This is a genomic window from Pseudomonas sp. P5_A2_2 (assembly GCF_054177685.1).
Genome location: NZ_JBGCUL010000001.1, coordinates 1 through 22,876, shown reverse-complemented (window position 1 = coordinate 22,876; position 22,876 = coordinate 1). Strand labels below are relative to the sequence as shown.

Here is a 22,876-nt window from a genome sequence, read left to right as displayed (position 1 = left end):
AAAGGAGCCCTGTCATGAACCTGCATCAGTTCGCCGAAACCCACGAAGTCACCAACCAGCCACCGTCACTGGACGGCGCCAACCTGTACCGCATCGACTTGCCGTTGCAGGAATGGTCGCGGCGGTTCGGGGCCGGTTGGGCCGAATCGCGGATCGACGCCTACGGCGCGCTGGCCGGTGGCCCGTTGATGGAAGCCGGGTTCCTGGCCAATCAGAACAAGCCGGTGTTCAACAGCCATGACCGGTTTGGTCATCGCATCGACCTGGTGGAATTTCATCCGGCCTATCACCAATTGATGCGCACGGCGGTCGAGCACGGCCTCACCTCGCTGCCCTGGGCGCACCCGCAGGACGGCGCCCATGTTGCCCGCGCTAGCATGTCGTATCTGCACAGCCAGGCCGAAGCCGGCAGCGGCTGCCCGCTGACCATGACTTTCGCCAGCGTTCCAGCCATGCGCCTGCAACCGGACCTGGCGGAAAAGTGGCTGCCGAAAATCCTCGCTACCGAATACGACCCGCGCAACGTCGGCATGGCCCACAAGGCCGGGGTCACCATCGGCATGGCCATGACCGAGAAACAGGGCGGCACCGATGTGCGGGCCAATACGACCAAGGCGTATCCGGTCGGTGCCAGCGGTCCGGGCCAGGCCTATGAGCTGGTGGGGCACAAGTGGTTTTGTTCGGCGCCGATGTGCGACGCCTTCCTGACCCTGGCGCAGACCGACAAGGGCCTGACCTGTTTCCTGTTGCCGCGCCATCGTCCGGACGACACGCGCAATCAGTTCTACATCCAGCGCCTGAAGAACAAGCTCGGCAACTGCTCCAACGCTTCCAGCGAAGTGGAGTTCCGTGGCGCACTGGCGTGGATGGTCGGTGAAGAGGGCCGGGGTGTTCCAACGATCATCGAAATGGTCGCCATGACCCGCTTCGATTGCATGGTCGGCTCCAGTTCTCTGATGCGCCAGGCGCTAACCCAGGCCAGTCATCACTGCGCTCACCGTTCGGTTGGCGGCAAACTGCTCAGCGAGCAGCCGTTGATGCAGAACGTGCTGGCGGATCTGGCTCTGGAAAGCGAAGCCGCCCTGGCCTTGAGTCTGCGCATGGGGCGGGCGCTGGATCATCTGGATGATTCGCAGGAAGCGAAATTCGCCCGGCTGGTGACGGCGGTGGGCAAGTACTGGATCTGCAAACGTGCCCCCGGGATGATCAACGAAGCCGCTGAATGCATGGGCGGTGCCGGTTATGTCGAAGACAGCATCCTGCCGCGCCTCTACCGCGAAGCGCCAGTGAATTCGACCTGGGAAGGTTCCGGCAACGTGCAGTGCCTGGACGTGCTGCGTGCCCTGTCGAAAGAGCCGGGCGTGCTCGATGCGTTGTTCAGCGAGTTGGGCGATGGCCATGGCGACAAGCGCCTGGCTGCGCATATCAATCAATTGCAGGCGGCCTTCAAGGACACCAGCGACATTCAGTACCGTGCCCGGCAGTTGACGGAGGACATCGCCTTGGGGTTGCAGGCGAAGTTGTTGCTGGAAGCCGGGAATGTGGTGGTCAGTGATGCGTTTATTGCCAGCCGTCTGGATGGTGGTGGCCGAGTGTACGGCGCATTGCCACGCGGCCTGGACGTGGAAGCCATTGTCGCTCGCTCGACCCCGCAAGCACTGTAGAGAACCTGTAGGAGCGAGCCTGCTCGCGATGACGGAGTAACATTCAACATTTGTGTTGGCTGATACACCGCTATCGCGAGCAGGTCGGATCGCCGCACCGTCGCTCCTACAGTTGTTCTGTGTATACCGCAATGATGCATTGCCAACACGCCACTGTTCCCGTGAAGCGACGATGCAGGCAAGATGAAGGTCTGCAAGTCAGAACACAGGATGCTGATCGTGACCGAAGCTTTTATTGTGGTTCAAACCGCCGAGCAAGCCGTGGACCGGCTTGCACTCTTGCACAATCGTGCAACCACCGCGCTGAGCCAGGCGCTCAAGCGCTACCTCAAGGACCGCGTCGAGCCCGATGCCGAACAGCGCTCGATGTTCCGCTATCCCGAATTGCGCTTGACCTACCTATGCCAGGGCGAAGTCCCGCAGACCACTCGCGCTTACGCCAAGGTTCAGTTGCCGGGCACTTACAGCGTCACCGTCACTCATCCGTCGGCTTTCCGTAAATACCTGCTGGAACAGCTCGTTCCGCTGATGCACGACTTCACCGTGACAGTGGAGGTCGGTGTCAGCCAGCAGAACATCCCGTATCCGTATGTGGTCGAGCAGGGCGATGAACTGGCTGGCTCCGGCGTCACTGCCGCCGTGCTGGCGCGGGTGTTCCCGAGCACTGACCTGTCGGCGGCGACCGACGGCATTGCAGACGGTTTGTACGATTGGGAAAACACCGATCCGCTGCCACTGGCCCTGTTCGATGCCGCCCGGGTGGATTTTTCCCTGCGCCGGCTGGTGCATTACACCGGCAGCGACTGGCGGCATGTGCAGCCGTGGATTCTGCTGACCAACTATCACCGCTACGTCGACCAATTCATCGTTCATGGCCTGGAGCAACTGCGCACAGACCCGCGTTTTGTGCGCATGGTCCTGCCGGGCAACGTGATCATCGAAAAAAGCATGGACCACGACGAAGCCGCGGCAATTGCTGCCGGTGTGGTCTGGCACCGCTACCAGATGCCGGCCTATCACCTGATCGCCAGTGACGGCCACGGTGTGACCCTGGTCAACATCGGTGTCGGCCCGTCCAACGCCAAGAACATCACCGACCACCTGGCCGTGCTGCGCCCGCATTGCTGGCTGATGATCGGCCACTGCGGCGGCCTGCGTCAGTCGCAGACCATTGGCGATTACGTGCTGGCCCACGCCTACATGCGGCGCGACGGGATTCTCGACCGGGTGGTGCCGCCGAACATTCCGATTCCGGCATTGGCCGAAGTGCAGCTCGCGCTTCAGCAGGCGGCGGCGAACATCACCGGCGAGAAGGGCGACGAACTGAAGAAGCGCCTGCGTACCGGCACCGTGCTGACCTACGACGACCGTAACTGGGAACTGCGCTGGGCCCAGGAACGGCCGCTGATCAACCTGTCCCGTGCCGTGGCGGTGGACATGGAAAGCGGCACCATCGCTGCCCAGGGTTATCGTTTGCGGGTGCCGTACGGCACGTTGCTGTGTGTCTCGGACAAACCGCTGCACAGCGAAATCAAGCTGCCGGGCTCGGCCAACGCCTTCTATGAGCGCGCGGTCAGCCAGCACTTGAAGATTGGTATCGAGGCTGTAGATCTGTTGCGCACAGAGCTCAACTCGCTGCACTCGCGCAAACTGCGCAGCTTTGACGAGCCGCCGTTCCGCTGATCGTTATCATGGTCATTTGACGGTCAGGCCACTAGCATAGTGAGCCCTGACCGTTAGATGCTCTCTTTGCCATGTCCCGTCCTCAACGCCCCGTTTCCCGCCGCCCTGGCGTGAAACCCTCTGCTTCAGCCCCGCGCCGTGTCGCCAAGGCACCGCCGACCGAGCCGAAACTGATCCTGTTCAACAAACCCTTCGATGTGCTGACGCAATTCAGCGACGGCGAAGGGCGCGCGACCCTCAAGGATTACATCGAAGTACCGGGCATCTATCCGGCGGGACGGCTGGATCGCGACAGCGAAGGCTTGTTGCTGCTGACCAACGACGGTCAGCTTCAGGCGCGGATCGCCGACCCGAAACATAAGCTGGCCAAGACCTATTGGGTACAGGTCGAGGGTGAACCGAGCGCCGAACAGTTGCAGCGCTTGCGTGACGGCGTCGAGTTGAATGACGGCATGACCTTGCCCGCCGAGGCGCGGCAACTGGACGAACCCGAGTTGTGGCCGCGCAATCCGCCGGTGCGCTTTCGTAAAAGCGTGCCGACCAGTTGGCTGGAGTTGGTGATTCGCGAAGGGCGCAACCGCCAGGTGCGGCGCATGACCGCTGCGGTGGGTTTGCCGACGTTGCGCCTGGTACGGGTCAGAATCGGTGACTGGACGATCGAAGGGCTCGATCAGGGCCAGTGGAAAGAAGTACCGGCGCGCTTATAAGGCGCCGGATTCGATCAGGCCGATCACCACGCTCTTGATGATGAACGCCGCTACGCCCAGGCCCAACACGAAAAACAGAATGAACGAGCCGAAGCGCCCGGCCTTGGACTTCTTCGCCAGATCCCAGACGATGAAACCCATGAAAATGATCAGGATGCTGACCAGACCGGTCATCATCCACTCTTCGAAAACGGCAGGATCCATCGAACATCTCCAGCGCGGGCGTGGCTAAAAGGGCGCGGGGCAGTATACGCCTGCGCGGGTTCGCGCTGTATTGACCTGCGTCGGTGTGTCGCAGTCATTCGTCGCCTGTGCCGGCCCTATCGCGAGCAAGCTCGCTCCCACAGGTTTTGTATGGATCGCGATAGTGCGGTCAACACAAAACCTGTGGGAGCGTGGCTTGCCCGCGATGGGTCCCTCAGCTACGCAGATGAGTCAAAGGTAGTTCGGTGCTGTTCAACACCTGGTTCAACACAAAACTCGAACGCACGCTGGTCACCCCTTCAATCCGCGTCAGATGTCCCAGCAGCAGTTTCTGGTAGTGATCCATGTCCGGCACCACGACCTTGAGTTGATAGTCGGCATCCATTCCGGTCACCAGGCTGCATTCGAGCACTTGGGGCAGGGTGCGGATGGCCGCTTCGAAGTTTTCGAAACGCTCCGGCGTGTGACGGTCCATGCCGATCAGTACGTAGGCCGTCAGGCTCAGGCCGAGCATTTTACGGTCGAGCAGGGCAACCTGGCGGGAAATGTAGCCGTCGTCTTCCAGTTGCTTGACCCGCCGCGAGCATGGCGAAGGCGACAGGCCGATGCGTTCGGCCAGCTCCTGGTTGGAGATGCGTGCGTCGCGCTGCAATTCCGCCAAAATACTCAGGTCGTAACGGTCGAGCTTGCTCATCAAACGGTCCTTTGTCGTAACTATTGCGGAGGATTATGTATCCGTGGTTAAAAATTGCGCAAGTGATGTTTAATTCAGCAATCTTCGCAATCCTCTGCCGGCGCTCCCGGCCTATTCTTATCACCAGAATCACTGCTCGGACAAACAGTCCAGTGCGGCTCGCCCAATCAGGCCCGCCGCGGTCGCCACCCCCACCGGGGATGTGCCGGCCCCCGAGCTACACACTGTCCAGAAGACGGCGTGAGGTGAGCCGGCGCCACAAGCGTCGAGCCAGGACGAAGTTCTCTAAGGGGAGGCCGACGGGTCTCCCCTTTTTCTTGCGTGGAATTTGCTGCCGTGAATTAAAGCGCGGCCCTCAATAAATAAGTTGCGTGACAGATAACCTGTAGCAGAACCGGCCACTGCTTTCCCAGTCTTATGTACAGGCCCTAGCACGCAATGAGGAAAAGCATGAAGTCGCGCATCTGGCGTTTGGCCGGCGTTGGTTTGCTGTGTGTCAGTGTCACCGCGCAAACGATGGCCGATGAGCCACAAAACCATGACCGTGATGGCGGGCAACACGGCCAGGGCGGGCATCAGGGTGACAATCAGGGCCATGGGGGCAACAACCAGCCGCGCCCGCAAATCAGCCAGCCGCAGAACGAGCCCCGTGCGCAGAACAACGACAACCGCCACGACGAGCACAACGGCCAGAATCAGCATCAGAACAACGGCCAGTGGCAGAACCGTCCAGTGCCGGATTTCAACAGCCGGGTTCGCTCGCCACCACCACCGCCGCAGTTGCCGGCCACTGACATGCCGATCCAGCCCCGTCCCGACACCGTGCGCCAGACCCAGCAGCCGCAGCGTGGTTACTACCAGGACCAGCCGCGTCGCAATAACTACAACCAGCGCTGGAATGGCTACACAGTCGCACCGTCCTATGACAATCACATGCAGGGGCGCTCGAGTGGATACGGTAACGGCTGGGGGCCAGGTCCCAGGTATCGCCCCGGCCAGATGATCGACCGCTTCCCCGAACGCCACTTGCGCGTGCCTTACCGTGGCATGGATTACTACTATTCCGGCGGTTACTGGTATCGCCCGCTCGGCCCGCGCTATGAAGTGGTGAAGCCACCGCGCGGGATTCGCGTCAGATACCTGCCCGATTACGCCCAGCAAGTGTTCATCGGCGGGGCACTGCTGTTCCTTGCGGCCGGTTCGTATTACGCCTATGAGGAAAGCACTCAGGACTACGTCGTGGTCGAGCCGCAGGTTGGCGAACCACCGGCCGGCAGCAATGGTTATGACGTGGAGGCGTATCCGGCCAACGGTCAGTCGACGGAGCAGGTCGGTCGGGATGGCTACGAGTGTTATCAATACGCGGTGCAGCAGAGTGGTTTCGATCCACGAACCGCTACCTACCAGCCAGACCCGTCGGTGGTGCAAGCCTACCGACAGGCCCAGGGCAACTGCCTGAGCAGTCGCGGTTATCAGGTGAATTACTGAGCCCGGGCGGCTTTCACCACTTCCCGCGGGTCGGCGTGCACCAGCACTTCGGCGCGTGGGTAGGCGTTGTGAATGGCCGCGGCAGCCTGATCGCTGATGCCGTGGGCGACTGACAGCGTCAGTTCCCCCGGCAACTCCAGATGCAACTGCACAAACCACTGGTTGCCGGAGATCCGCGTACGCAAGTCATGGGCACCCAACACACCGGGTACGCTGCACGCCAATTCCAGCATGTGCTGGCTGACATCCGGCGGCAGTTCTTCATCCATCAACACCGCAAAACTCTCCCGGGCGATCCGCACTGCGCTCCAAAAGATATAAGCGGCGATGCCCAGGCCAAACCAGGCGTCGACCTGATCCCAGCCAAACCCGGCCAGTACCAGCGCCAGCAGAATGCTGCCGTTGAGCAACATGTCCGAACGGTAATGCAGCGAGTCGGCACGCACCGCGTTGGAGCCGGTAGCCTTGACCACCCGATGTTGCAACATCAGCAAGGCCAGGGTCAGGGCGAGCGAGAACACAATCACACCGATGCTGATCCACGGCGCGCCGACCGGTTCGGGATGTTTCAGCCGATCAAAGGCCTGCATTGCAATCAGTACCGCACTGCCGCCAATGAACAACGCCTGGGCCATGCCCGACAACGACTCGGCCTTGCCGTGGCCGTAGCGATGATCGTCGTCGGCCGGACGCAGGGCGTAATGCACCGCCAGCAGGTTGAGCAATGAGGTGACGCCGTCGAGTGCCGAGTCGGTGAGCCCGGCGAGCATGCTCACCGAGCCGCTCAGCCACCAGGCAATGGCTTTGGCGACGATCAGGGTGCACGCCACCGCCACCGAGGCACGGGTCGCCAGCCGCAGCAGGCGGGCGTGTTCGGAGCTGGAGGTCATAGTGGCCATCGTTACTTGAAGAGTCCTTTTGCGCGCAGGGATTATGCGGCGGGTTGCAGGCCGAACATCGCCAGTTGCTGAGTGCTGCCTTTGCTCTGGATCAGGCGTGGATCGTCCAGCGGGAAGCTGCGGCCCAGTTCGCTTTCCAGAATAGTCTGTAACTTGCGGTTATCGACTTTGCCGTCGGGGCCGATGGCGTCCTTGAGTTTTTGCGGGTCGACCTGGGCGGTCTTGCCCGGTTCGAAGTAAATCGCGCCGGTGGCGAAGTCCACGGCAAACGCGATCAGGCCGGGGATGATGTAGAACAGCAGGCCAACGGCGTCGAGCGCGGCGATGGCCGGGTCGATCTTGCCTTCGATCTGGCCACGGCGATCGGGGTAGAAGATCGATCCGCAGGCGGTCACTTGAGTCAGCAAGGTTGCGACCAGAACACCGCCAATCAGGCGAAAGGGAGCACGCATATGAAATCTCCTGGGTAATCTCGAAACGAAACGTCGTCGGTATGAATTAGGACCGTGATTAACGCCACGCAGTTCGCCGTTATACTCGCGCTGGCAGGGCGTGCCCACAGTAAATTGCGGCCGCGTCTCACCCCTACAGAGATAGTTGAGGATGGACGTTGTTTTTTTCAGTTCAACAACGCGTAACGGCTGACACTTGTAATCGGGGTTCGGCCCTCCGGGCTGAAGCTGTGGACGCGCCATGCTGCGTTGCGGAACTTGGTAAGGAAACGACCCTTACCTGCGTCCCGCGCCTTGCCTGGCACGCCCACAGCTTCAACGCGACTCGCAATTTACTGTGGGCACGCCCTGGGGAGCCAGCATGATTTCTTTGCCGATCGATGAAGTTTTACCCGCCCTGCGTGAAGCCCTCGCTACACGCCACGAAGCCGTGCTCGAAGCGCCGCCCGGTGCCGGTAAGACCACCCGTGTGCCTTTGGCCTTGCTCAACGAGCCGTGGCTGGCCGGGCAGACTATCCTGATGCTCGAACCCCGTCGGTTGGCCGCGCGTGCAGCGGCGGAGCGGCTGGCCAGTGAGCTGGGGGAGAAGGTCGGCGAGACCGTGGGTTATCGCATTCGTCTCGACAGCAAGGTCGGCCCCAACACCCGCATCGAAGTGGTCACCGAAGGCATCCTCACCCGGCGTTTGCAGGATGATCCGGCGCTGGAAGGCGTGGGCCTGCTGATCTTCGATGAATTTCACGAACGCAGCCTCGACGCTGATCTGGCCTTGGCCCTGAGCCTTAATGGCAGGGAGCTGTTCCGGGACGATCAGCMGCTGAAAATCCTCTTGATGTCGGCCACGCTCGAAGGCGAACGTTTGTCCGGGTTGCTCGACGACGCGCCGATCCTGCGCAGCGAAGGGCGCATGTTCCCGGTGGCGATGCGTTGGGGGCGGCCGTTCCAGGCCGGTGAATTCATCGAGCCGCGTCTGGTGCAGACCATCCTTGAAGCCTTGAACGACGAGACCGGCAGCGTGCTGGTGTTCCTGCCGGGGCAGGCGGAAATCCGGCGTGTGCATCAGCAACTGGCGGATGCGTTGGGCGATAATCCACAGGTTCTGTTGTGCCCGTTGCACGGTGAACTGGACCTGGCCGCGCAACGTGCAGCGATTGATCCGGCACCGGCGGGCAAGCGCAAAGTGGTGCTGGCCACCAATATCGCCGAAACCAGTTTGACCATCAACGGCGTGCGCGTGGTGATCGATGCCGGGCTGGCGCGGGTGCCGCGTTTCGACCCCGGCAGCGGCATGACCCGTCTCGACACGCAACGGATTTCCAAGGCCAGTGCGACCCAGCGTGCGGGCCGGGCCGGGCGACTGGAGCCGGGCGTGTGTTATCGCTTGTGGTCCCAGGACCAGCACGAGCAACTGGCGGCCTACGGCAGTGCGGAAATCCTTTCGGCGGACCTCGCCGGGTTGGCCTTGCAACTGGGACGCTGGGGCGTGACACCGGGGCAACTGGTGTGGCTCGACGTGCCGCCAGCCGCCGCTTATGCACAGGCCCAGGACCTGCTCGAACGCCTGGGGGCGCTGGAGGGTGAAGCGCTGACCCGTCACGGCCAGGCCATGGCCGAACTGCCGGCGCATCCACGCATTGCGCATTTGCTGTTGCGCGGCCAGGCGCTGGGTCTGGCGGACATGGCCTGCGACGTCGCCGCGCTGCTCGGTGAGCGCGATATCTTGCGCGGCTCCGGGGCGGACCTGCACAGCCGACTGGTGCTGTTGTCGGGTGAAGAGCGCGCTGCACGCGGTGCTCAGGGGGGCGTGCAGCGCGCACGGCAACTGGCGCGGCAGTATCGTGGTTATCTGCGGGGCAAAGCGACGGAGCCGGTCAGCGATCCGGATCACCCGCGCTGGCTCGGCGCGTTGCTGGCGCTGGCCTATCCCGACCGCGTCGCCCAACAACGGCGCGCCGGTGGTGCGGAATATCGTTTGGCCAACGGACGTGCCGCACTGTTCGCCGAGGCCGACAGCCTGATGAAGCAACCGTGGCTGGTAATCGCCGATCTGGGCAGTCGCCAGGGCCAGCGTGAGGAGCGGATTTATCTGGCGACGGACTTCGATCCGGCGCTGTTCGATTCAGTGCTGGCCGAGCAGGTGCGCTGCGTCGATCAACTGGATTGGGATGAACGTGAAGGGGTGCTGCGGGCAGAGCGTCAGCGCAAGGTTGGCGAGCTGATCCTCAGCCGCGAGCCACTGACAGGCCTCGACGAAGCCGCCCGCAGCCAGGCGCTGGTGAACCTGGTGCGGCGCAAAGGCCTGGAGCTGTTGCCGTGGACCCCGGAGCTGCGTCAGTGGCAGGCGCGGGTCGCCTTGTTGCGGCAACTGGACCTCGCCGGTAAAGGCGAGAGCGAATGGCCGGACGTCAGCGACGCGGCGTTGCTCAAGAGTCTGGAGCACTGGCTGATGCCGTATCTGGGCAAGGTTTCGCGACTCAGCCACTTCGCCAATCTGGACCTGTCGAGCATCGTCCACAACCTGCTGCCGTGGCCGCTGCCGCAACGGCTTGACGAACTGGCGCCGCATCATTTGAGTGTGCCGTCGGGCTCGTCGATTCGTCTGGACTACAGCGAACAGCCGCCGATTCTGGCGGTGCGTTTGCAGGAGTTGTTCGGCCTGGCGGAAACCCCGCGCATCGCCGGGGGCCGGCAGGTGGTCAAGCTGCATCTGCTGTCACCGGCGCGGCGGCMGGTGCAGGTGACCCAGGACCTGGCCAATTTCTGGCGCAGCACCTACGCCGAGGTGAAGAAGGATCTGAAGGGGCGTTATCCGAAGCATTACTGGCCGGATGATCCGCTGGTGGCGGAGGCGACTGCGCGGATCAAACCGCGCAAGTAATCGCAGCTCCTATGAGGTCTGGGTTGATCTTTCGGATTTCGCCGTGAGTTGTTCGCGGCAATAGTCCGCGAACAACTGCGCCGGCTTGGTCAGTTGCCCACGCTTGAGCCATGCCGCCACCAGCCCCGAACCGGTGACGTCTTCGGCGATGTCCACGCACACCACTTTCTGCCCGTCGTAGGTGCACTCCGAGTGCGGCTTGGTCACCAGAATCGAAAAACCAAAGCCCTGGCCAACCATGCCGCGCACCATCTCGATGGATGGCGAGCTGAAGGCGATGCGTGGGGTCAGTCCGAGCTCATCGAACAGACTGACGAAGTAGGTCCGGCTCGGCTGCACGTCCAGAAGAATCATCGGCTCCAGGCACAGATCCCGCAGCGACACTTGTGCCTGTTGGGCAAAGCGGTGATCCGCCGGTAGTAATGCGTAAGGTCGTTGCGCCGGCATCAGCGGTTCGGTTTCGATGGTGCCGTCCAGATCGTGCTCGTAAAGGATCGCCAGATCGAAGGCACCAGAAGTCAGGCCCTGCACCAGCTCTTGCTGCTCGCCGTCGCGGATGCGGATTTCCACCCCCGGGTACAACGCCGAAAACCCGGCGATCAATTGCGGCAGGTACAGCGGCGCGACGGTTTCGAAGCAGCCAATATCAATCTGCCCGGAGACCACGTCGTTATCGGCCAGGGCGTTTTGTTCGAACTCCCTGGCCATGCGCAACAGTTCCTGGGCCTTGCGATAGAAGCGCGCACCGCTGGGGGTCAACGACACGCCCTGGGCGTGATGGCGGATCAGCAGTTGCACACCGAAGCTGTCTTCCAGCCCTTTGATGGCCGTGGAGATCGAAGGCTGGGCGATGTACAGCTTGCGCGAGGCCTCGGCGACGCTGCCGCATTCGACAGTGGTGATGAAATATTTCAGTTGACGCAGATTGTAGGCAGCCACAGCAAACCTCGGGGGAGAACGGATCAGGCATCCGGGCAATTTGCGCGCCACCCCTATCCGCTCGGGCAGCGATTTGTTGTGGTTGAACAATAACCACATGCTGCACCAGAAGGGAGATTGGCTACGTAGTTTTTTCTTGGCCTGCGAACACATTTTTACTGGTTTTCCACTGCTTGGGCCTGAGCGACTATCCAATACACAAGAATGTCCTCTGGAGCATCTGAACGTGTTCGAGCTTGAGTATTGGCAACGCAAGGCCGCTTCCCTGCGGTTTCCCGACCAGGCTGTGATCAACGGCCAGCGCCGTGCGGCGCAGTCGGGGCAGACTTTCGCCGCGATCAACCCCGCTACCGGGCAATGCCTGGCCAACGTTGCCGCTTGCGGCGAAGAAGACGTGAATGCGGCGGTGCGTAATGCGCGGCAGGTCTTCGAGGCGGGCACCTGGGCGGCGCGCTCACCGACCGAACGCAAGCAAGTGCTGTTGCGCCTGGCCGACTTGATCCTCGAAAACCGTGAAGAGCTGGCACTGCTCGATTCACTGAACATGGGTAAACCAGTCGCCGATGCCTACAACATCGACGTGCCGGGTGCCGCTGGGGTGTTGCGCTGGTACGCCGAAAGCCTCGACAAACTCTACGATCAGGTCGCGCCGAGCGCGCAGAACGTGCTGGCGACCATCACCCGCGAAGCCCTCGGCGTGGTGGCGGCCGTGGTGCCGTGGAATTTCCCCCTGGACATGGCGGCGTGGAAACTCGCGCCGGCCCTGGCCGCCGGCAACTCGGTGATCCTCAAACCGGCCGAGCAGTCGCCGTTTTCCGCCCTGCGTCTGGCTGAGCTGGCGCTGGAGGCGGGTCTTCCTCCAGGTGTACTCAACGTGCTGCCGGGCCTCGGCGAGCAGACCGGCAAGGCTCTGGGCCTGCACCCGGACGTCGATTGCCTGGTGTTCACCGGCTCCACCGAAGTCGGCAAATATTTCATGCAGTACTCGGCCCAGTCGAACCTCAAGCAGGTGTGGCTGGAGTGCGGCGGCAAGAGCGCCAACCTGGTGTTCGCCGATTGCCAGGACCTGGATCTGGCGGCCGAGAAAGCCGCATTCGGCATCTTCTTCAATCAGGGCGAAGTCTGCTCGGCCAACTCGCGATTGCTGGTGCAACGCTCGATTCATGACGAGTTCGTCGACTGCCTCAAGGCCCAGGCCGAGCGCTGGTTGCCGGGGGATCCGCTGGACCCGTCGAGCGCCGCCGGAGCCATCGTCGACAGCCGTCAGACCGCGCGCATCATGAAGTTTATCCAGCAGGCCGAACAGCAAGGCGCGACCAGGATCTGTGGCGGTCGGCAGTCGATTTTCAACGGCTCGGACAACTTCATCCAGCCGACGATTTTCACCGGTGTGACCCCGGATATGCCGCTGTTTCGCGATGAAGTGTTTGGCCCGGTGCTGGCGATTACGCCATTCGACGATGAGGCCCACGCCTTGCACTTGGCCAACGACAGCGTCTACGGCTTGGCGGCCTCGCTGTGGACCGACGACCTCAATCGCGCCCACCGTGTGGCGCGACAATTGCGGGCCGGAACGGTGTCGGTCAATAGCGTCGACGCACTGGACGTGACCGTGCCTTTTGGCGGTGGCAAGCAGTCGGGTTTCGGCCGCGACTTGTCCCTGCATTCATTCGATAAATACACCCAGTTGAAGACCACCTGGTTTCAATTGCGCTGATAACAAAACGGAGAACTGGCGATGACCACACCACGTGACACCCGCGACTACCAGGCCGCCGACGCTGCGCACCACATTCATGCGTTCGTCGATCAGAAAGCCCTCAACGACGAGGGGCCACGGGTGATGGTCCGTGGCGAGCGCCTGCACCTGTGGGACAACGATGGCCGGCGTTACCTCGACGGCATGTCCGGGCTGTGGTGCACCAACCTCGGTTATGGGCGCAAGGACCTGGCCGCCGCGGCGAGCCGGCAGCTGGAACAGCTGCCGTACTACAACATGTTTTTCCACACCACCCACCCGCAGGTGATCGAGCTGTCCGAGCTGCTGTTCAGCCTGCTGCCGGGTCACTACAGCCACGCGATCTACACCAACTCCGGCTCCGAAGCCAACGAGGTGTTGATCCGCACGGTGCGTCGCTATTGGCAGGTGCTCGGCAAGCCCGAGAAGAAAATCATGATCGGCCGCTGGAACGGATACCACGGTTCGACCCTGGCCGCGACGGCGCTGGGCGGCATGAAATTCATGCACGAAATGGGCGGCATGATTCCAGACATCGAGCACATCGACGAGCCGTACTTCTTCGCCCACGAAGGCAACCTGACGCCGGCCGAATTCGGTCTGCGTGCGGCCCGGCAATTGGAAGCGAAGATTCTCGAACTGGGTGCCGACAAGGTCGCAGGCTTCATCGCCGAACCGTTCCAGGGCGCGGGCGGGATGATCTTCCCGCCCGAAAGCTACTGGCCGGAAATCCAGCGCATCTGCCGCAAGTACGACGTGCTGCTGTGCGCCGATGAAGTGATCGGCGGCTTCGGTCGTACCGGCGAATGGTTCGCCCACGAGTACTTCGGTTTCGAGCCGGACACCCTGTCCATCGCCAAGGGGCTGACCTCGGGCTACATTCCCATGGGCGGCTTGATCCTGTCGAAAAAAATGGCCTCGGTGCTGGTGGAACAGGGCGGCGTGTTTGCCCACGGCCTGACCTATTCCGGGCATCCGGTGGCGGCGGCGGTGGCGATTGCCAACCTCAAGGCGCTACGTGATGAAGGCGTGGTGACGCGGGTCAAGGATGACATTGGTCCGTACCTGCAACAGTGCCTGCGCGAAGTGTTCGGCAAGCACCCGCTGGTGGGCGATATCCAGGGCACCGGCATGGTCGCGGCGCTGCAACTGGCCGAAGACAAAAACAGCCGCAAGCGTTTCGCCAACGAGAACGACATCGCCTGGCGCTGCCGTACGATTGGTTTTGAGGAGGGCGTGATCATTCGCTCCACACTGGGCCGGATGATCATGGCGCCGGCCTTGATTGCCAGCCGTGAAGAGATTGATGAACTGATCGGCAAGACCTTGAAAGCGGTGGATCGAACGGCGCAGGAATACGGCCGGCTCTGATCTTGCTGGAAGGTCCTGCGGACCTTATCGCGAGCAGGCTCGCTCCTACATTGGATTTGTGTCGATCATCGGTAATGAGGGCGACATAGACCCCTGTAGGAGCGAGCCTGCTCGCGATTGCTTTTGTCGAATCAACATACTTCTCAAGTCTTGCACCCACCTCGGGCATCCCCGCCCACAGCGCCCTTTAGCAGTGCGCGCTAACGAGTTTTTTCATCGTTCGCATCCACATATTTCCTCATTTTCCTAATCCCGCCCTTGGGCCAACATCGATCTCCCCAGCCAGCCCAATGCTGCACACCAAAGGGTCCATCAGAGACCACAGGCCGCAGCTGCTTCAGGGCCACTGGCCGTACTGCCCATGACAAAACTAAATCAACAGCTTTGGGAGTGCTCCATGATCAAGTCCTTGCTTACCCGCGTTGCCCATCCACTGGCGGTCACCGCCATCGCCGCGACGGTCGCCACTAGCGCCCAGGCCGGCACCCTGTCCATCGGTCATACCACCTGGGTCGGCTACGGCACCCTGTACCTGGCCCAGGACCTTGGCTACTTCAAGGAAAACGGTTTGACCGTCGAGTTGCCGGTGGTCGAGGAAGCGGCGATGTACATGGCCGCGCAAGCTTCTGGTGAGTTGTCCGGCTCGGCGTCGACCATCGACGAGGTGCTCAAGTACCGTCCGCAATTCTGCTTCAAGGCCGTGGCCGCGCTGGATGACAGCCATGGTGGCGACGGCGTGCTGGTAGGCAAGGACGTCAAGAGCCTGCAGGAGCTCAAGGGCAAGGCCGTTGCGGTCAACGAAGGTTCGACCTCGCAGTTCTGGCTCTCGTATCTGCTGAAAAAACACGGCATGAGCATGAGCGACATCACCGTGCAGAACATGACGGCCGACGACGCCGCCACCGCGTTCATCGCCGGTCGCGTACCGGCTGCCGTGACCTGGGAGCCGCACCTGTCGATGGTTCGCGACAAGCAGCAGGGCAAGGTGCTGATCGACAGCAGCAGCACACCGGGGGTGATCGTCGACGTGGTCGCACTGAACTGCACCGTGATCGAAAAGCAGCCGGAAGACGTCAAGGCTCTGGTGGCCGGTTTGTACAAAGCCGTGCAGTACACCAAGGATCATCCACAGGAAGCCTACAAAATCATGGCCAAGGGCGTTGGCGGTTACCTGGCCGATCCGAAGGAGCTGGAAGCCGCCGCCCAGGGCGTGCGTTTCTACGATCAGGCCATGAGCGAAAAACTCCTGGGCTCGCCGGGCAAACCGGGTGACAGCGCACCGCTGATCAAACTGGCCAACGAGACCGCCAGCGAGCTGCAAGGCAAGCCCTACAACGTCAGCAATGACGACCTCATCGACAACCGCTTCGTCACCCCGCTCTAGGAGGCTGCATGTTCAAGCGCAATTCATGGCTGAGCCGCTGCATCACGCCCAAGACCGGTCTGCCGGTCTCGGTGATCTGGAGCGCGAGCGGTCTTGCCTGGGTGCTGTTGGTCGGCCTGTGGGCCGGCTTGTCCTACGGTGGCGTGGTGCCGGGCATGTTCCTGCCGACGCCGGGTGCGGTGGTCGAGGCCGCTGTGCGCCTCGGTCGCGACGGCACACTCGGCCAGCATGTGTGGGCCAGCGTCGAAGTGGTGATGGTCGGCTTCATCGTGTCGTCCCTGGTGGCAGTGCCGCTGGGTTTGCTGATGGGCAGCTTCCGCATCGTCCAGGCCTTTCTTGAGCCGCTGGTGAATTTCATTCGTTACCTGCCGGTGACCTCGTTCGTGCCGCTGTTCATCCTGTGGATCGGCATCGGTCTGGAGCAGCGGGTGTCGGTGATCATTTTCGGCGTGTTCTTCCAGCAACTGGTGATGATCGCGGACGTGTCCAAAGGCATCTCCAAGGACCTGATCAACGCCTCCTATACCCTCGGTTCGAACCGTCGTGACGCGGTGCTGCATGTGATCGCCCCGGCGTCACTGCCGGGTGTGCTCGACACCCTGCGCGTGACCATGGGCTGGGCCTGGACTTACCTGGTGGTGGCTGAACTGGTCGCCGCTTCCAGTGGCCTGGGTTACCTGAGCCTCAAGGCCATGCGTGGCTTCCAGGTGGATGTGATTTTCCTCGCCATCGCGATCATCGGCCTGCTGGGCCTGGTCACCGATCAACTGTTCCGTTTCCTACGCCTGAGGATTACCGCATGGGCTCAGTAACCGCCGCCACTCATCGTTTTGTCGCCCCTCAGGCTGCCCAGGTGAACGCGCCTCGGCTGCAAGTGGACAAGGTCAGCCTGCGTTACAAGAAACCCGATGGCGGTACCTTTACCGCGTTGGAGGAAGTGTCGTTCGAGGTGCCGGACCAGCAATTCGCTGTACTGGTGGGGCCTTCGGGCTGCGGCAAGTCGAGTCTGCTGTACCTCACCGCCGGCCTGGCCGAACCGACCTCGGGCGAAATTTACGTCGGCGGCCAACAGGTGGAAGGCCCCGGTGCGGATCGCGGCATGGTGTTCCAGAGCTACACGCTGTTCCCGTGGCTGACCGTGCGCCAGAACGTCGAGTTCGGCCTCAAGCGGCGCGGCATGCCAGCGGCGCAACGCAAGGACATCGTCGATTACTACGTCAATGAGGTGGGCCTGAGCGGCTTTGCCGACAACTACGCCAAGCAGTTGTCGGGTGGGATGATGCAACGCGTGGCGATTGCCCGGGCGTTGGCCAACGATCCACAGATCCTGCTGATGGACGAACCCTTCGGCGCCCTCGACAGCCAGACGCGCCTGCAAATGCAGCAGTTGTTGCTGCGGGTGTGGGGCAACAGCAAGAAGACCGTGTTGTTCGTGACCCACGATATCGACGAGGCGATTCTGCTGGGTGACCGGGTCTACGTCATGGGCGCCAGACCTGGCCGGATCAAGCAGATATTGGATGTGCCGATCGAGCGTCCACGCAACCTGGACATGGTCATGGAGCGCTCGTTCATCGAGATGAAACGCGAGATCTTCGGGCTGCTGCATGATGATCTGGAGGAGGTGCATTAAGTCGGGCATACACAGACCTTGTGGGAGCGAGCTTGCTCGCGATGGCGGCGGCACATCCAATATCCATCCCGAGGTTCAAGCAACAATCTCGAATGTGGTACTGGCCAGCCTTTCACCATTGACCATGATATGCACCGCGTGGCGCCCCGCATAATGCCGGCGGGTGGTGAGTTCCTTGATCTGCTGACCACGGCTGACGGCTTCGACGGCATTGCCCGGCAGCGTCAGCGCCTTGAGTTTGAATACCTTCGCCGAGGTGCTGCCGTTGGCCTTGACGTAATCGATGGCGTAGTCGATCACCAGGCGTTGGCTGCTTTGAACGGTGGATTTGACGGCAAACGACAGGGTGATCTTTTCTCCCAGACCAATCACCGGCGGTTCGACTTTTACATCAACGATCTCGACCTCAGGCTTGCCGCCCGCGCCGATGATCGCCAGTGCCCGCCGGTTGCCCTGTTTGATCAGGCTACGCAGGGCGTGTCTGGCGATCCATGCGGTGTGCCTGTTGTCCAGCGACCAGCCTTCGATCAGGTCCAGCACCCAGTCGGGGTGATCCTTGGTGATGTCGTTGAGGTGGTTGGCGACGGACTTGCGCACGTACAGGCTGTTGTCGGCCTTGAGGTTGTCGAGGATGTTCGCGGCCAGTGTCGGATCGGTCTGGATGGGCTCCAGCCGGAATGACCAGGGCAGGCGTGGCCGACAGCCTTCGCTGGCCAGGCGCCGCACATGCTCGTTGTCGTCCAGTGACCAGTCGTGCATCAACTTGAGTGAGCGTTCGAGGTCGCTGCGCAGAAAGTGACGGATTGCGAATTCCGAGGAGCCGAAGGCGGTGAAGTACTTCAGTGCGTCCATCGACTGATCGAACGCATGGACGCCGTAGCTGGCGACATAGTGCGGCAGGCACATGCTGACGAAGCCGCTGTTGAGGCGCGGGGCGAGGGCGCGCAGCACCCCCAGCGACGCTTCATAGTCCAGCGGCAACACCGCGTGCAGGCATTCGCTGACCCGGGCCATGCGCTGCATGACGCTGAGGTCAGCCAGGCCGGATTGGGCCAGCTTCAGGAAACGCCTGGCCTCGAAGGGCGGATAGACCGCGGTCATTTCGCTCGCGATGTGCTGGAGGCGCTCGGTGTTGAAGATTTCCTTGAGGGCCGGAGAGGGTTTGTCAGCCATGGTGGCTCCTTGGCGATTGTTGTTGATCCATCACACCGCGTCATCGTTCATCGCGAGCAGGCTCGCTCCTACAGAAGAGCGTATAAGCGACAAAGATCCAGTGTAGGAGCGAGCCTGCTCGCGATGAGGCCCTCAAATTCACCTCATTTTGTGCCCGCTTGCTCTTGCAGTTGATCCGACTCGAATAACCTGGCCAGTTCCGCCCGCGCTTCCTGCGCCGTCTGCAGCACTTTCACCGCGTCGTCATACACCGCATGCTGGGCTTCAAGCACCTCTTCGTCGTGCTGCTTGAAGCGTTTGATCCGCGCATCCGCCTGGGCCTGGGTCAATCCCAGGCCGATCAGGGTTTGCCGGCTCATTTCCAGGCTCGAATAATAGGTTTCGCGCACGGCGTGAGCGCCGACGTCCATTAGCCGGTGCACATGCTGGCGGTTACGGGCACGGGCGATGATTTTCATGTGCGGGTAGAGCTTGCGCACCAGTTCGGCGGTCTTGATATTGGTGTCCGGGTCGTCGGTGGCGATCACGAAATACTCGGCTTCCCCGACCTTGGCCGCGTTGAGGATTTCCGGGCGCATCGGGTCGCCGTAGAAGACCGGCACGCCACCGAAGCTGCGAGACAGTTCGATGGTTTCCACCGAGGTGTCGAGGGCCACGAACTTGATGTTCTGCGCACGCAGAATCCGCGCAATGATCTGGCCCATGCGACCCATACCGGCGATCACCACCCGTGGCGCGTCGGCGTCGATTTCGCGGAACTTCTCCGGTACTTCCACCGGTTGCACTTTCGGGCTGACCAAGCGCGCGCACACCAGCAGCAACAGCGGCGTCACGGCCATGGACAGGGTGATGGTCAACACCAGCAAGTCATACAGTTCTGCGGCGAACAGCCCATGATCGCGACCGATCTTGAACACCACAAAGGCAAATTCACCACCGGCCGCAAGCACGATACCCAGGCGGATCGCACTGACCTTCTTCAAGCCACCGGCCAGGCGACCGACAATAAACAGCAGCGGCAGTTTGATCGCGATCAGCATCAGGGTCAGGCCCAGCACCGAGATCGGCATGCTCAGCAACAGGCTCAGGTTCGCACCCATGCCGACGCTGATGAAAAACAGCCCCAGCAACAGGCCTTTGAAAGGCTCGATCTGGGCTTCCAGTTCATGGCGATACTCGGAATCCGCCAGCAGCAGGCCGGCGAGGAATGCGCCCAGGGCCATGGAAATTCCAGCCAGTTCCATCAGCCATGCCGTGCCGATCACCACCAGCAACGCCGTGGCGGTGGAAACCTCTGGCAGCGCGGTTTTGGCCACCACACGAAACACCGGCCGCAGCAGATAACGCCCGCCGATCACCACCACCGCGATGCTGAACAGCACTTGCAGGCCGTGGTTCAGGTCTTCGCTGGCGGTGGTGCGGTGATCGCCGCCGGCCAGCAATGGCACCATGGCGATCAACGGAATCGCGGCGATGTCCTGAAACAACAGGATCGCGAACGCCAGCCGCCCGTGGGGGCTGGTCAGTTCCTTGCGTTCAGCCAGGCTTTGCAGGCCGAATGCCGTGGATGACAGCGCCAGCCCGAGGCCGAGGACGATCGCGGTGTTCAATGGCTGGCCAAACAGCCACAGCGCCACCACGCCAATCACCGTGCCGGTCAACAACACTTGCGCCAAACCTACGCCAAACACTGATTTGCGCATCACCCACAGGCGTCGCGGCGACAGCTCCAGGCCGATGATGAACAACAGCAACACCACGCCGAGTTCGGAAATGTTCGCGACGCTTTGCGGGTTGTCGATCAGGCCCAGCACCGACGGGCCGATGATCACCCCGGCAAACAGATAACCCAGAACCGCCCCCAGTTGCAGGCGCTTGGCCAATGGAACGATGAGCACGGCCGCCATCAGAAATACGACAGCGGCTTGTAGCAGGTTGCCTTCATGGGGCATGGGCGAAACTCCAGAACTCGACACAACGGGGGCGCCAAGGATAAAGGCTGGGCTCTGTGAAGATCTACCGTGGGCTTTCAGTTACATCCATGCAGTTGTGCCGCCGCCTTCGCGAGCAGGCTCGCTCCCACAATGTTTTTTGGTCGTACGCAAATACTGTGTACAGCACAAATCACTGTGGGAGCGAGCTTGCTCGCGATGGGCACCCGCCGCCGAAGCGTTATTCGCTATGTGCCCACACCACGCTCTCGGTGCCCAGCCGATACTGATTGTTCCCGCYGCGCTTGGCCTCATACATCGCCAGGTCGGCAATGTGCAGCAGGCGGTCGATGCTCGGTGCGTGATCGGGAAACACCGCGACGCCAAGGMTGGTGCCGATGTGGCACTGGTGCGCGCCAGCTCCAGCGCTTCGGACAGGCGCTCTTCGAGCACCAGGCGATTGGGCAGGCCGGTCAACGGGTCGTAATGGGCCAGGTACTTGAGGTAGTTGGCCGAGGCCTTTTCTTCGGTGATGTCGCGCACCACGCCCATCATCTTGATCGTTTCGTCGCGGTCGTTCTTGACCACGTTGCCGGTTTCCCGCAGCCAGCGGATGGTGCCGTCGGACCAGACCACGCGGTATTCCTCGTCGTGGTTTTCAGCGCGAGGATCAGGATGAGCGTCGTTGAACCAAGGATGACGCTGGTCCATAGCAGGATCATTCGGGGATGGCCATCAGGGCGGTGAACCGTACGGGTAATTGTTGATTATTTTAGTTCAGCAAACAGCTTTAAACGTCGCGCGGGAGGTGGCAATGGTTGCCAATCGAGGGCAAATCTGGGAAAACGGCGCCCGTCAGGCCCTTGAGGGCGAGTGAGCATACGAGTGAATTCAATGAATGACGAGCTTCAGGTAATCGATCTGCAAGTAGGTGACGGAAAAGCCGCCATCAAAGGCGCACTGATCACCACCCAGTACCGTGGCTGGCTGGAGGACGGGACCGAATTCGATTCTTCCTATAGCCGTGGTAAACCCTTCCAGTGCGTGATTGGCACCGGGCGGGTCATCAAGGGCTGGGACTTGGGTATCCTGGGCATGCAGGTCGGCGGCAAGCGCAAGTTGCTGGTGCCGGCGCATCTGGCCTATGGCGAACGCACCATGGGCAAGATCACGCCGAATTCGAACCTGATCTTCGAAATTGAATTGCTGGAAGTGCTGACGCGGGATGACTGACCGCGATTGCCTGGGAGGCCCATGCCGCTAATCAACGAATACGCTACAGCCATCGAACTGCTGGACCAGTCTTATCGGCACTGGACCGGTAAACACCTGCCAGCTCCGGAATCGCTGACCGGGCTGGAACGCCTGCACTGGCTGCACACCCACGCGCCCTACAGTTTGCTGGCCCATGGCGCTGAAGACGACCCTCTTTTTTTCTACGCCAACGAACAGGCGCTGGCCTGCTTCAAGTACCCGCGCCCGGAATTTCTGGGCATGCCGTCACGCTTCAGCGCCTCGCCACTGGACCGCGCGGTGCGTCAGACCCTGCTGGAGCAGGTCACCGCCAATGGCATTGCTCACGGTTACAGTGGCTATCGGGTGGATCGGCAAGGTAATGCCTTCATGATTCATGAAGGCAAGGTGTGGACGCTCATCGATCAACACGGTGCGCGGGTGGGGCAGGCGGCGTTGTTCTGGCCGGATGCAGGACGGATCGGGCAGTTGGGAGTTGAACCCAGGCCTTTAACGGCCAACTAGCTGGGAAAGTCGCTGACCCGCCAGGCCTGCCTGTCATCGGATTGTGCCTTGCCAGGCTCCGCTCTATCGACGACCATACACGCCATATAGAGGTAGGGGGTATAGGTATGTCGCACATTCACGAACACAAAGATGACTTGATCAAGCGGGTAAGACGGATTGCCGGACAGGTGGAAGCCGTGGAGCGAGCGCTCGAGTCCGATGCCGATTGCGCCAAGACCCTGCATCTGGTTGCTGCGATCCGGGGCGCGGTCAATGGTCTGCTGGAGCAGTTCATCGA

At 61.6% G+C, this 22,876-nt stretch carries 20 protein-coding genes and 1 pseudogene; 13 read left to right on the top strand and 8 right to left on the bottom strand.

Features of this window, described 5'->3' with window-relative positions; all coding sequences use genetic code 11:
- Positions 1 to 14: 14 nt before the first annotated feature.
- From ACXRVY_RS00105 to ACXRVY_RS00095, 3 genes are all read left to right on the top strand, one after another.
- On the top strand, positions 15 to 1,664 hold the full coding sequence (locus tag ACXRVY_RS00105) for an acyl-CoA dehydrogenase family protein (RefSeq protein WP_223460947.1): 1,650 nt from the start codon (positions 15 to 17) through the stop codon (positions 1,662 to 1,664).
- 183 nt (positions 1,665 to 1,847) lie between these two features.
- The gene (gene amn / locus ACXRVY_RS00100) at positions 1,848 to 3,347 is read left to right on the top strand and encodes an AMP nucleosidase (protein ID WP_223460950.1); all 1,500 of its coding nucleotides are present in this window, start codon (positions 1,848 to 1,850) and stop codon (positions 3,345 to 3,347) included.
- A gap of 71 nt (positions 3,348 to 3,418) precedes the next feature.
- The gene (locus ACXRVY_RS00095) at positions 3,419 to 4,054 is read left to right on the top strand and encodes a pseudouridine synthase (protein ID WP_223460952.1); all 636 of its coding nucleotides are present in this window, start codon (positions 3,419 to 3,421) and stop codon (positions 4,052 to 4,054) included.
- Here the strand turns inward: ACXRVY_RS00095 and ACXRVY_RS00090 are convergent.
- Positions 4,049 to 4,258, bottom strand: a complete 210-nt coding sequence (locus tag ACXRVY_RS00090; RefSeq protein WP_003228500.1) for a DUF2788 domain-containing protein — start codon at positions 4,256 to 4,258, stop codon at positions 4,049 to 4,051. The two genes, ACXRVY_RS00095 and ACXRVY_RS00090, sit on opposite strands and share 6 nt — an antisense overlap.
- A gap of 214 nt (positions 4,259 to 4,472) precedes the next feature.
- The gene (locus tag ACXRVY_RS00085) at positions 4,473 to 4,952 is read right to left on the bottom strand and encodes an Lrp/AsnC family transcriptional regulator (protein WP_007937367.1); all 480 of its coding nucleotides are present in this window, start codon (positions 4,950 to 4,952) and stop codon (positions 4,473 to 4,475) included.
- Between the two features lie 450 nt (positions 4,953 to 5,402).
- Here ACXRVY_RS00085 and ACXRVY_RS00080 point away from each other — a divergent pair, with 450 nt between their 5' ends.
- Entirely contained in the window at positions 5,403 to 6,440 is a 1,038-nt protein-coding gene (locus tag ACXRVY_RS00080; protein ID WP_223460954.1) for a DUF6515 family protein, read from the top strand.
- Here ACXRVY_RS00080 and ACXRVY_RS00075 read toward each other — a convergent pair.
- Both ACXRVY_RS00075 and ACXRVY_RS00070 read right to left on the bottom strand, forming a co-directional pair.
- Entirely contained in the window at positions 6,434 to 7,330 is an 897-nt protein-coding gene (locus tag ACXRVY_RS00075; RefSeq protein WP_223460957.1) for a cation diffusion facilitator family transporter, read from the bottom strand. The genes ACXRVY_RS00080 and ACXRVY_RS00075 overlap by 7 nt on opposite strands.
- Before the next feature lie 41 nt (positions 7,331 to 7,371).
- Positions 7,372 to 7,791 (bottom strand): hypothetical protein, encoded by a 420-nt coding sequence (locus tag ACXRVY_RS00070; RefSeq protein ID WP_007990667.1) that lies wholly within the window; start codon positions 7,789 to 7,791, stop codon positions 7,372 to 7,374.
- A gap of 361 nt (positions 7,792 to 8,152) precedes the next feature.
- On the opposite strand from ACXRVY_RS00070, the gene hrpB reads away from it, so the two are divergent.
- Positions 8,153 to 10,669, top strand: a complete 2,517-nt coding sequence (hrpB, locus tag ACXRVY_RS00065) for an ATP-dependent helicase HrpB (protein WP_458236938.1) — start codon at positions 8,153 to 8,155, stop codon at positions 10,667 to 10,669.
- Between the two features lie 9 nt (positions 10,670 to 10,678).
- Here the strand turns inward: hrpB and ACXRVY_RS00060 are convergent, their stop codons facing one another.
- Complete coding sequence (locus ACXRVY_RS00060; RefSeq protein ID WP_223460961.1) at positions 10,679 to 11,608, bottom strand: LysR family transcriptional regulator; 930 nt, start codon at positions 11,606 to 11,608, stop codon at positions 10,679 to 10,681.
- Between the two features lie 226 nt (positions 11,609 to 11,834).
- On the opposite strand from ACXRVY_RS00060, the gene ACXRVY_RS00055 reads away from it, so the two are divergent.
- From ACXRVY_RS00055 to ACXRVY_RS00035, 5 genes are all read left to right on the top strand, one after another.
- A complete protein-coding gene (locus ACXRVY_RS00055) occupies positions 11,835 to 13,325 on the top strand; it encodes an aldehyde dehydrogenase (RefSeq protein WP_223460963.1) in 1,491 nt (496 codons plus the stop codon).
- Between the two features lie 21 nt (positions 13,326 to 13,346).
- Positions 13,347 to 14,717 (top strand): aspartate aminotransferase family protein, encoded by a 1,371-nt coding sequence (locus tag ACXRVY_RS00050; RefSeq protein WP_223460965.1) that lies wholly within the window; start codon positions 13,347 to 13,349, stop codon positions 14,715 to 14,717.
- Positions 14,718 to 15,114: 397 nt separating this feature from the next.
- Positions 15,115 to 16,101: an ABC transporter substrate-binding protein gene (locus ACXRVY_RS00045; protein ID WP_223460967.1), complete on the top strand. Its 987-nt coding sequence runs from the start codon at positions 15,115 to 15,117 to the stop codon at positions 16,099 to 16,101.
- 8 nt (positions 16,102 to 16,109) lie between these two features.
- On the top strand, positions 16,110 to 16,913 hold the full coding sequence (locus ACXRVY_RS00040) for an ABC transporter permease (RefSeq protein WP_007990681.1): 804 nt from the start codon (positions 16,110 to 16,112) through the stop codon (positions 16,911 to 16,913).
- The gene (locus tag ACXRVY_RS00035; protein WP_223460970.1) at positions 16,901 to 17,734 is read left to right on the top strand and encodes an ABC transporter ATP-binding protein; all 834 of its coding nucleotides are present in this window, start codon (positions 16,901 to 16,903) and stop codon (positions 17,732 to 17,734) included. The genes ACXRVY_RS00040 and ACXRVY_RS00035 overlap by 13 nt, the downstream gene beginning before the upstream one ends.
- 75 nt (positions 17,735 to 17,809) lie before the next feature.
- Here ACXRVY_RS00035 and ACXRVY_RS00030 read toward each other — a convergent pair whose 3' ends face one another.
- The 3 genes and pseudogenes from ACXRVY_RS00030 to ACXRVY_RS00020 all read right to left on the bottom strand — a co-directional run.
- On the bottom strand, positions 17,810 to 18,907 hold the full coding sequence (locus ACXRVY_RS00030; RefSeq protein ID WP_223463751.1) for a DNA alkylation repair protein: 1,098 nt from the start codon (positions 18,905 to 18,907) through the stop codon (positions 17,810 to 17,812).
- 143 nt (positions 18,908 to 19,050) lie between these two features.
- Complete coding sequence (locus ACXRVY_RS00025) at positions 19,051 to 20,859, bottom strand: monovalent cation:proton antiporter-2 (CPA2) family protein (RefSeq protein ID WP_223461969.1); 1,809 nt, start codon at positions 20,857 to 20,859, stop codon at positions 19,051 to 19,053.
- 220 nt (positions 20,860 to 21,079) lie between these two features.
- Positions 21,080 to 21,516 (bottom strand): annotated as a pseudogene (locus ACXRVY_RS00020) (diguanylate cyclase domain-containing protein); the annotation flags it as partial.
- Between the two features lie 216 nt (positions 21,517 to 21,732).
- Here ACXRVY_RS00020 and ACXRVY_RS00015 point away from each other — a divergent pair.
- The 3 genes from ACXRVY_RS00015 to ACXRVY_RS00005 form a co-directional block, all read left to right on the top strand.
- Positions 21,733 to 22,071: an FKBP-type peptidyl-prolyl cis-trans isomerase gene (locus ACXRVY_RS00015; RefSeq protein WP_223461967.1), complete on the top strand. Its 339-nt coding sequence runs from the start codon at positions 21,733 to 21,735 to the stop codon at positions 22,069 to 22,071.
- 21 nt (positions 22,072 to 22,092) lie between these two features.
- Positions 22,093 to 22,596, top strand: coding sequence for an MEKHLA domain-containing protein (locus ACXRVY_RS00010; protein ID WP_223461965.1), 504 nt, complete (start codon positions 22,093 to 22,095; stop codon positions 22,594 to 22,596).
- Between the two features lie 107 nt (positions 22,597 to 22,703).
- A partial coding sequence (locus ACXRVY_RS00005) for a metal-sensing transcriptional repressor (RefSeq protein ID WP_458236945.1) occupies positions 22,704 to 22,876 on the top strand: 173 nt, incomplete at its 3' end.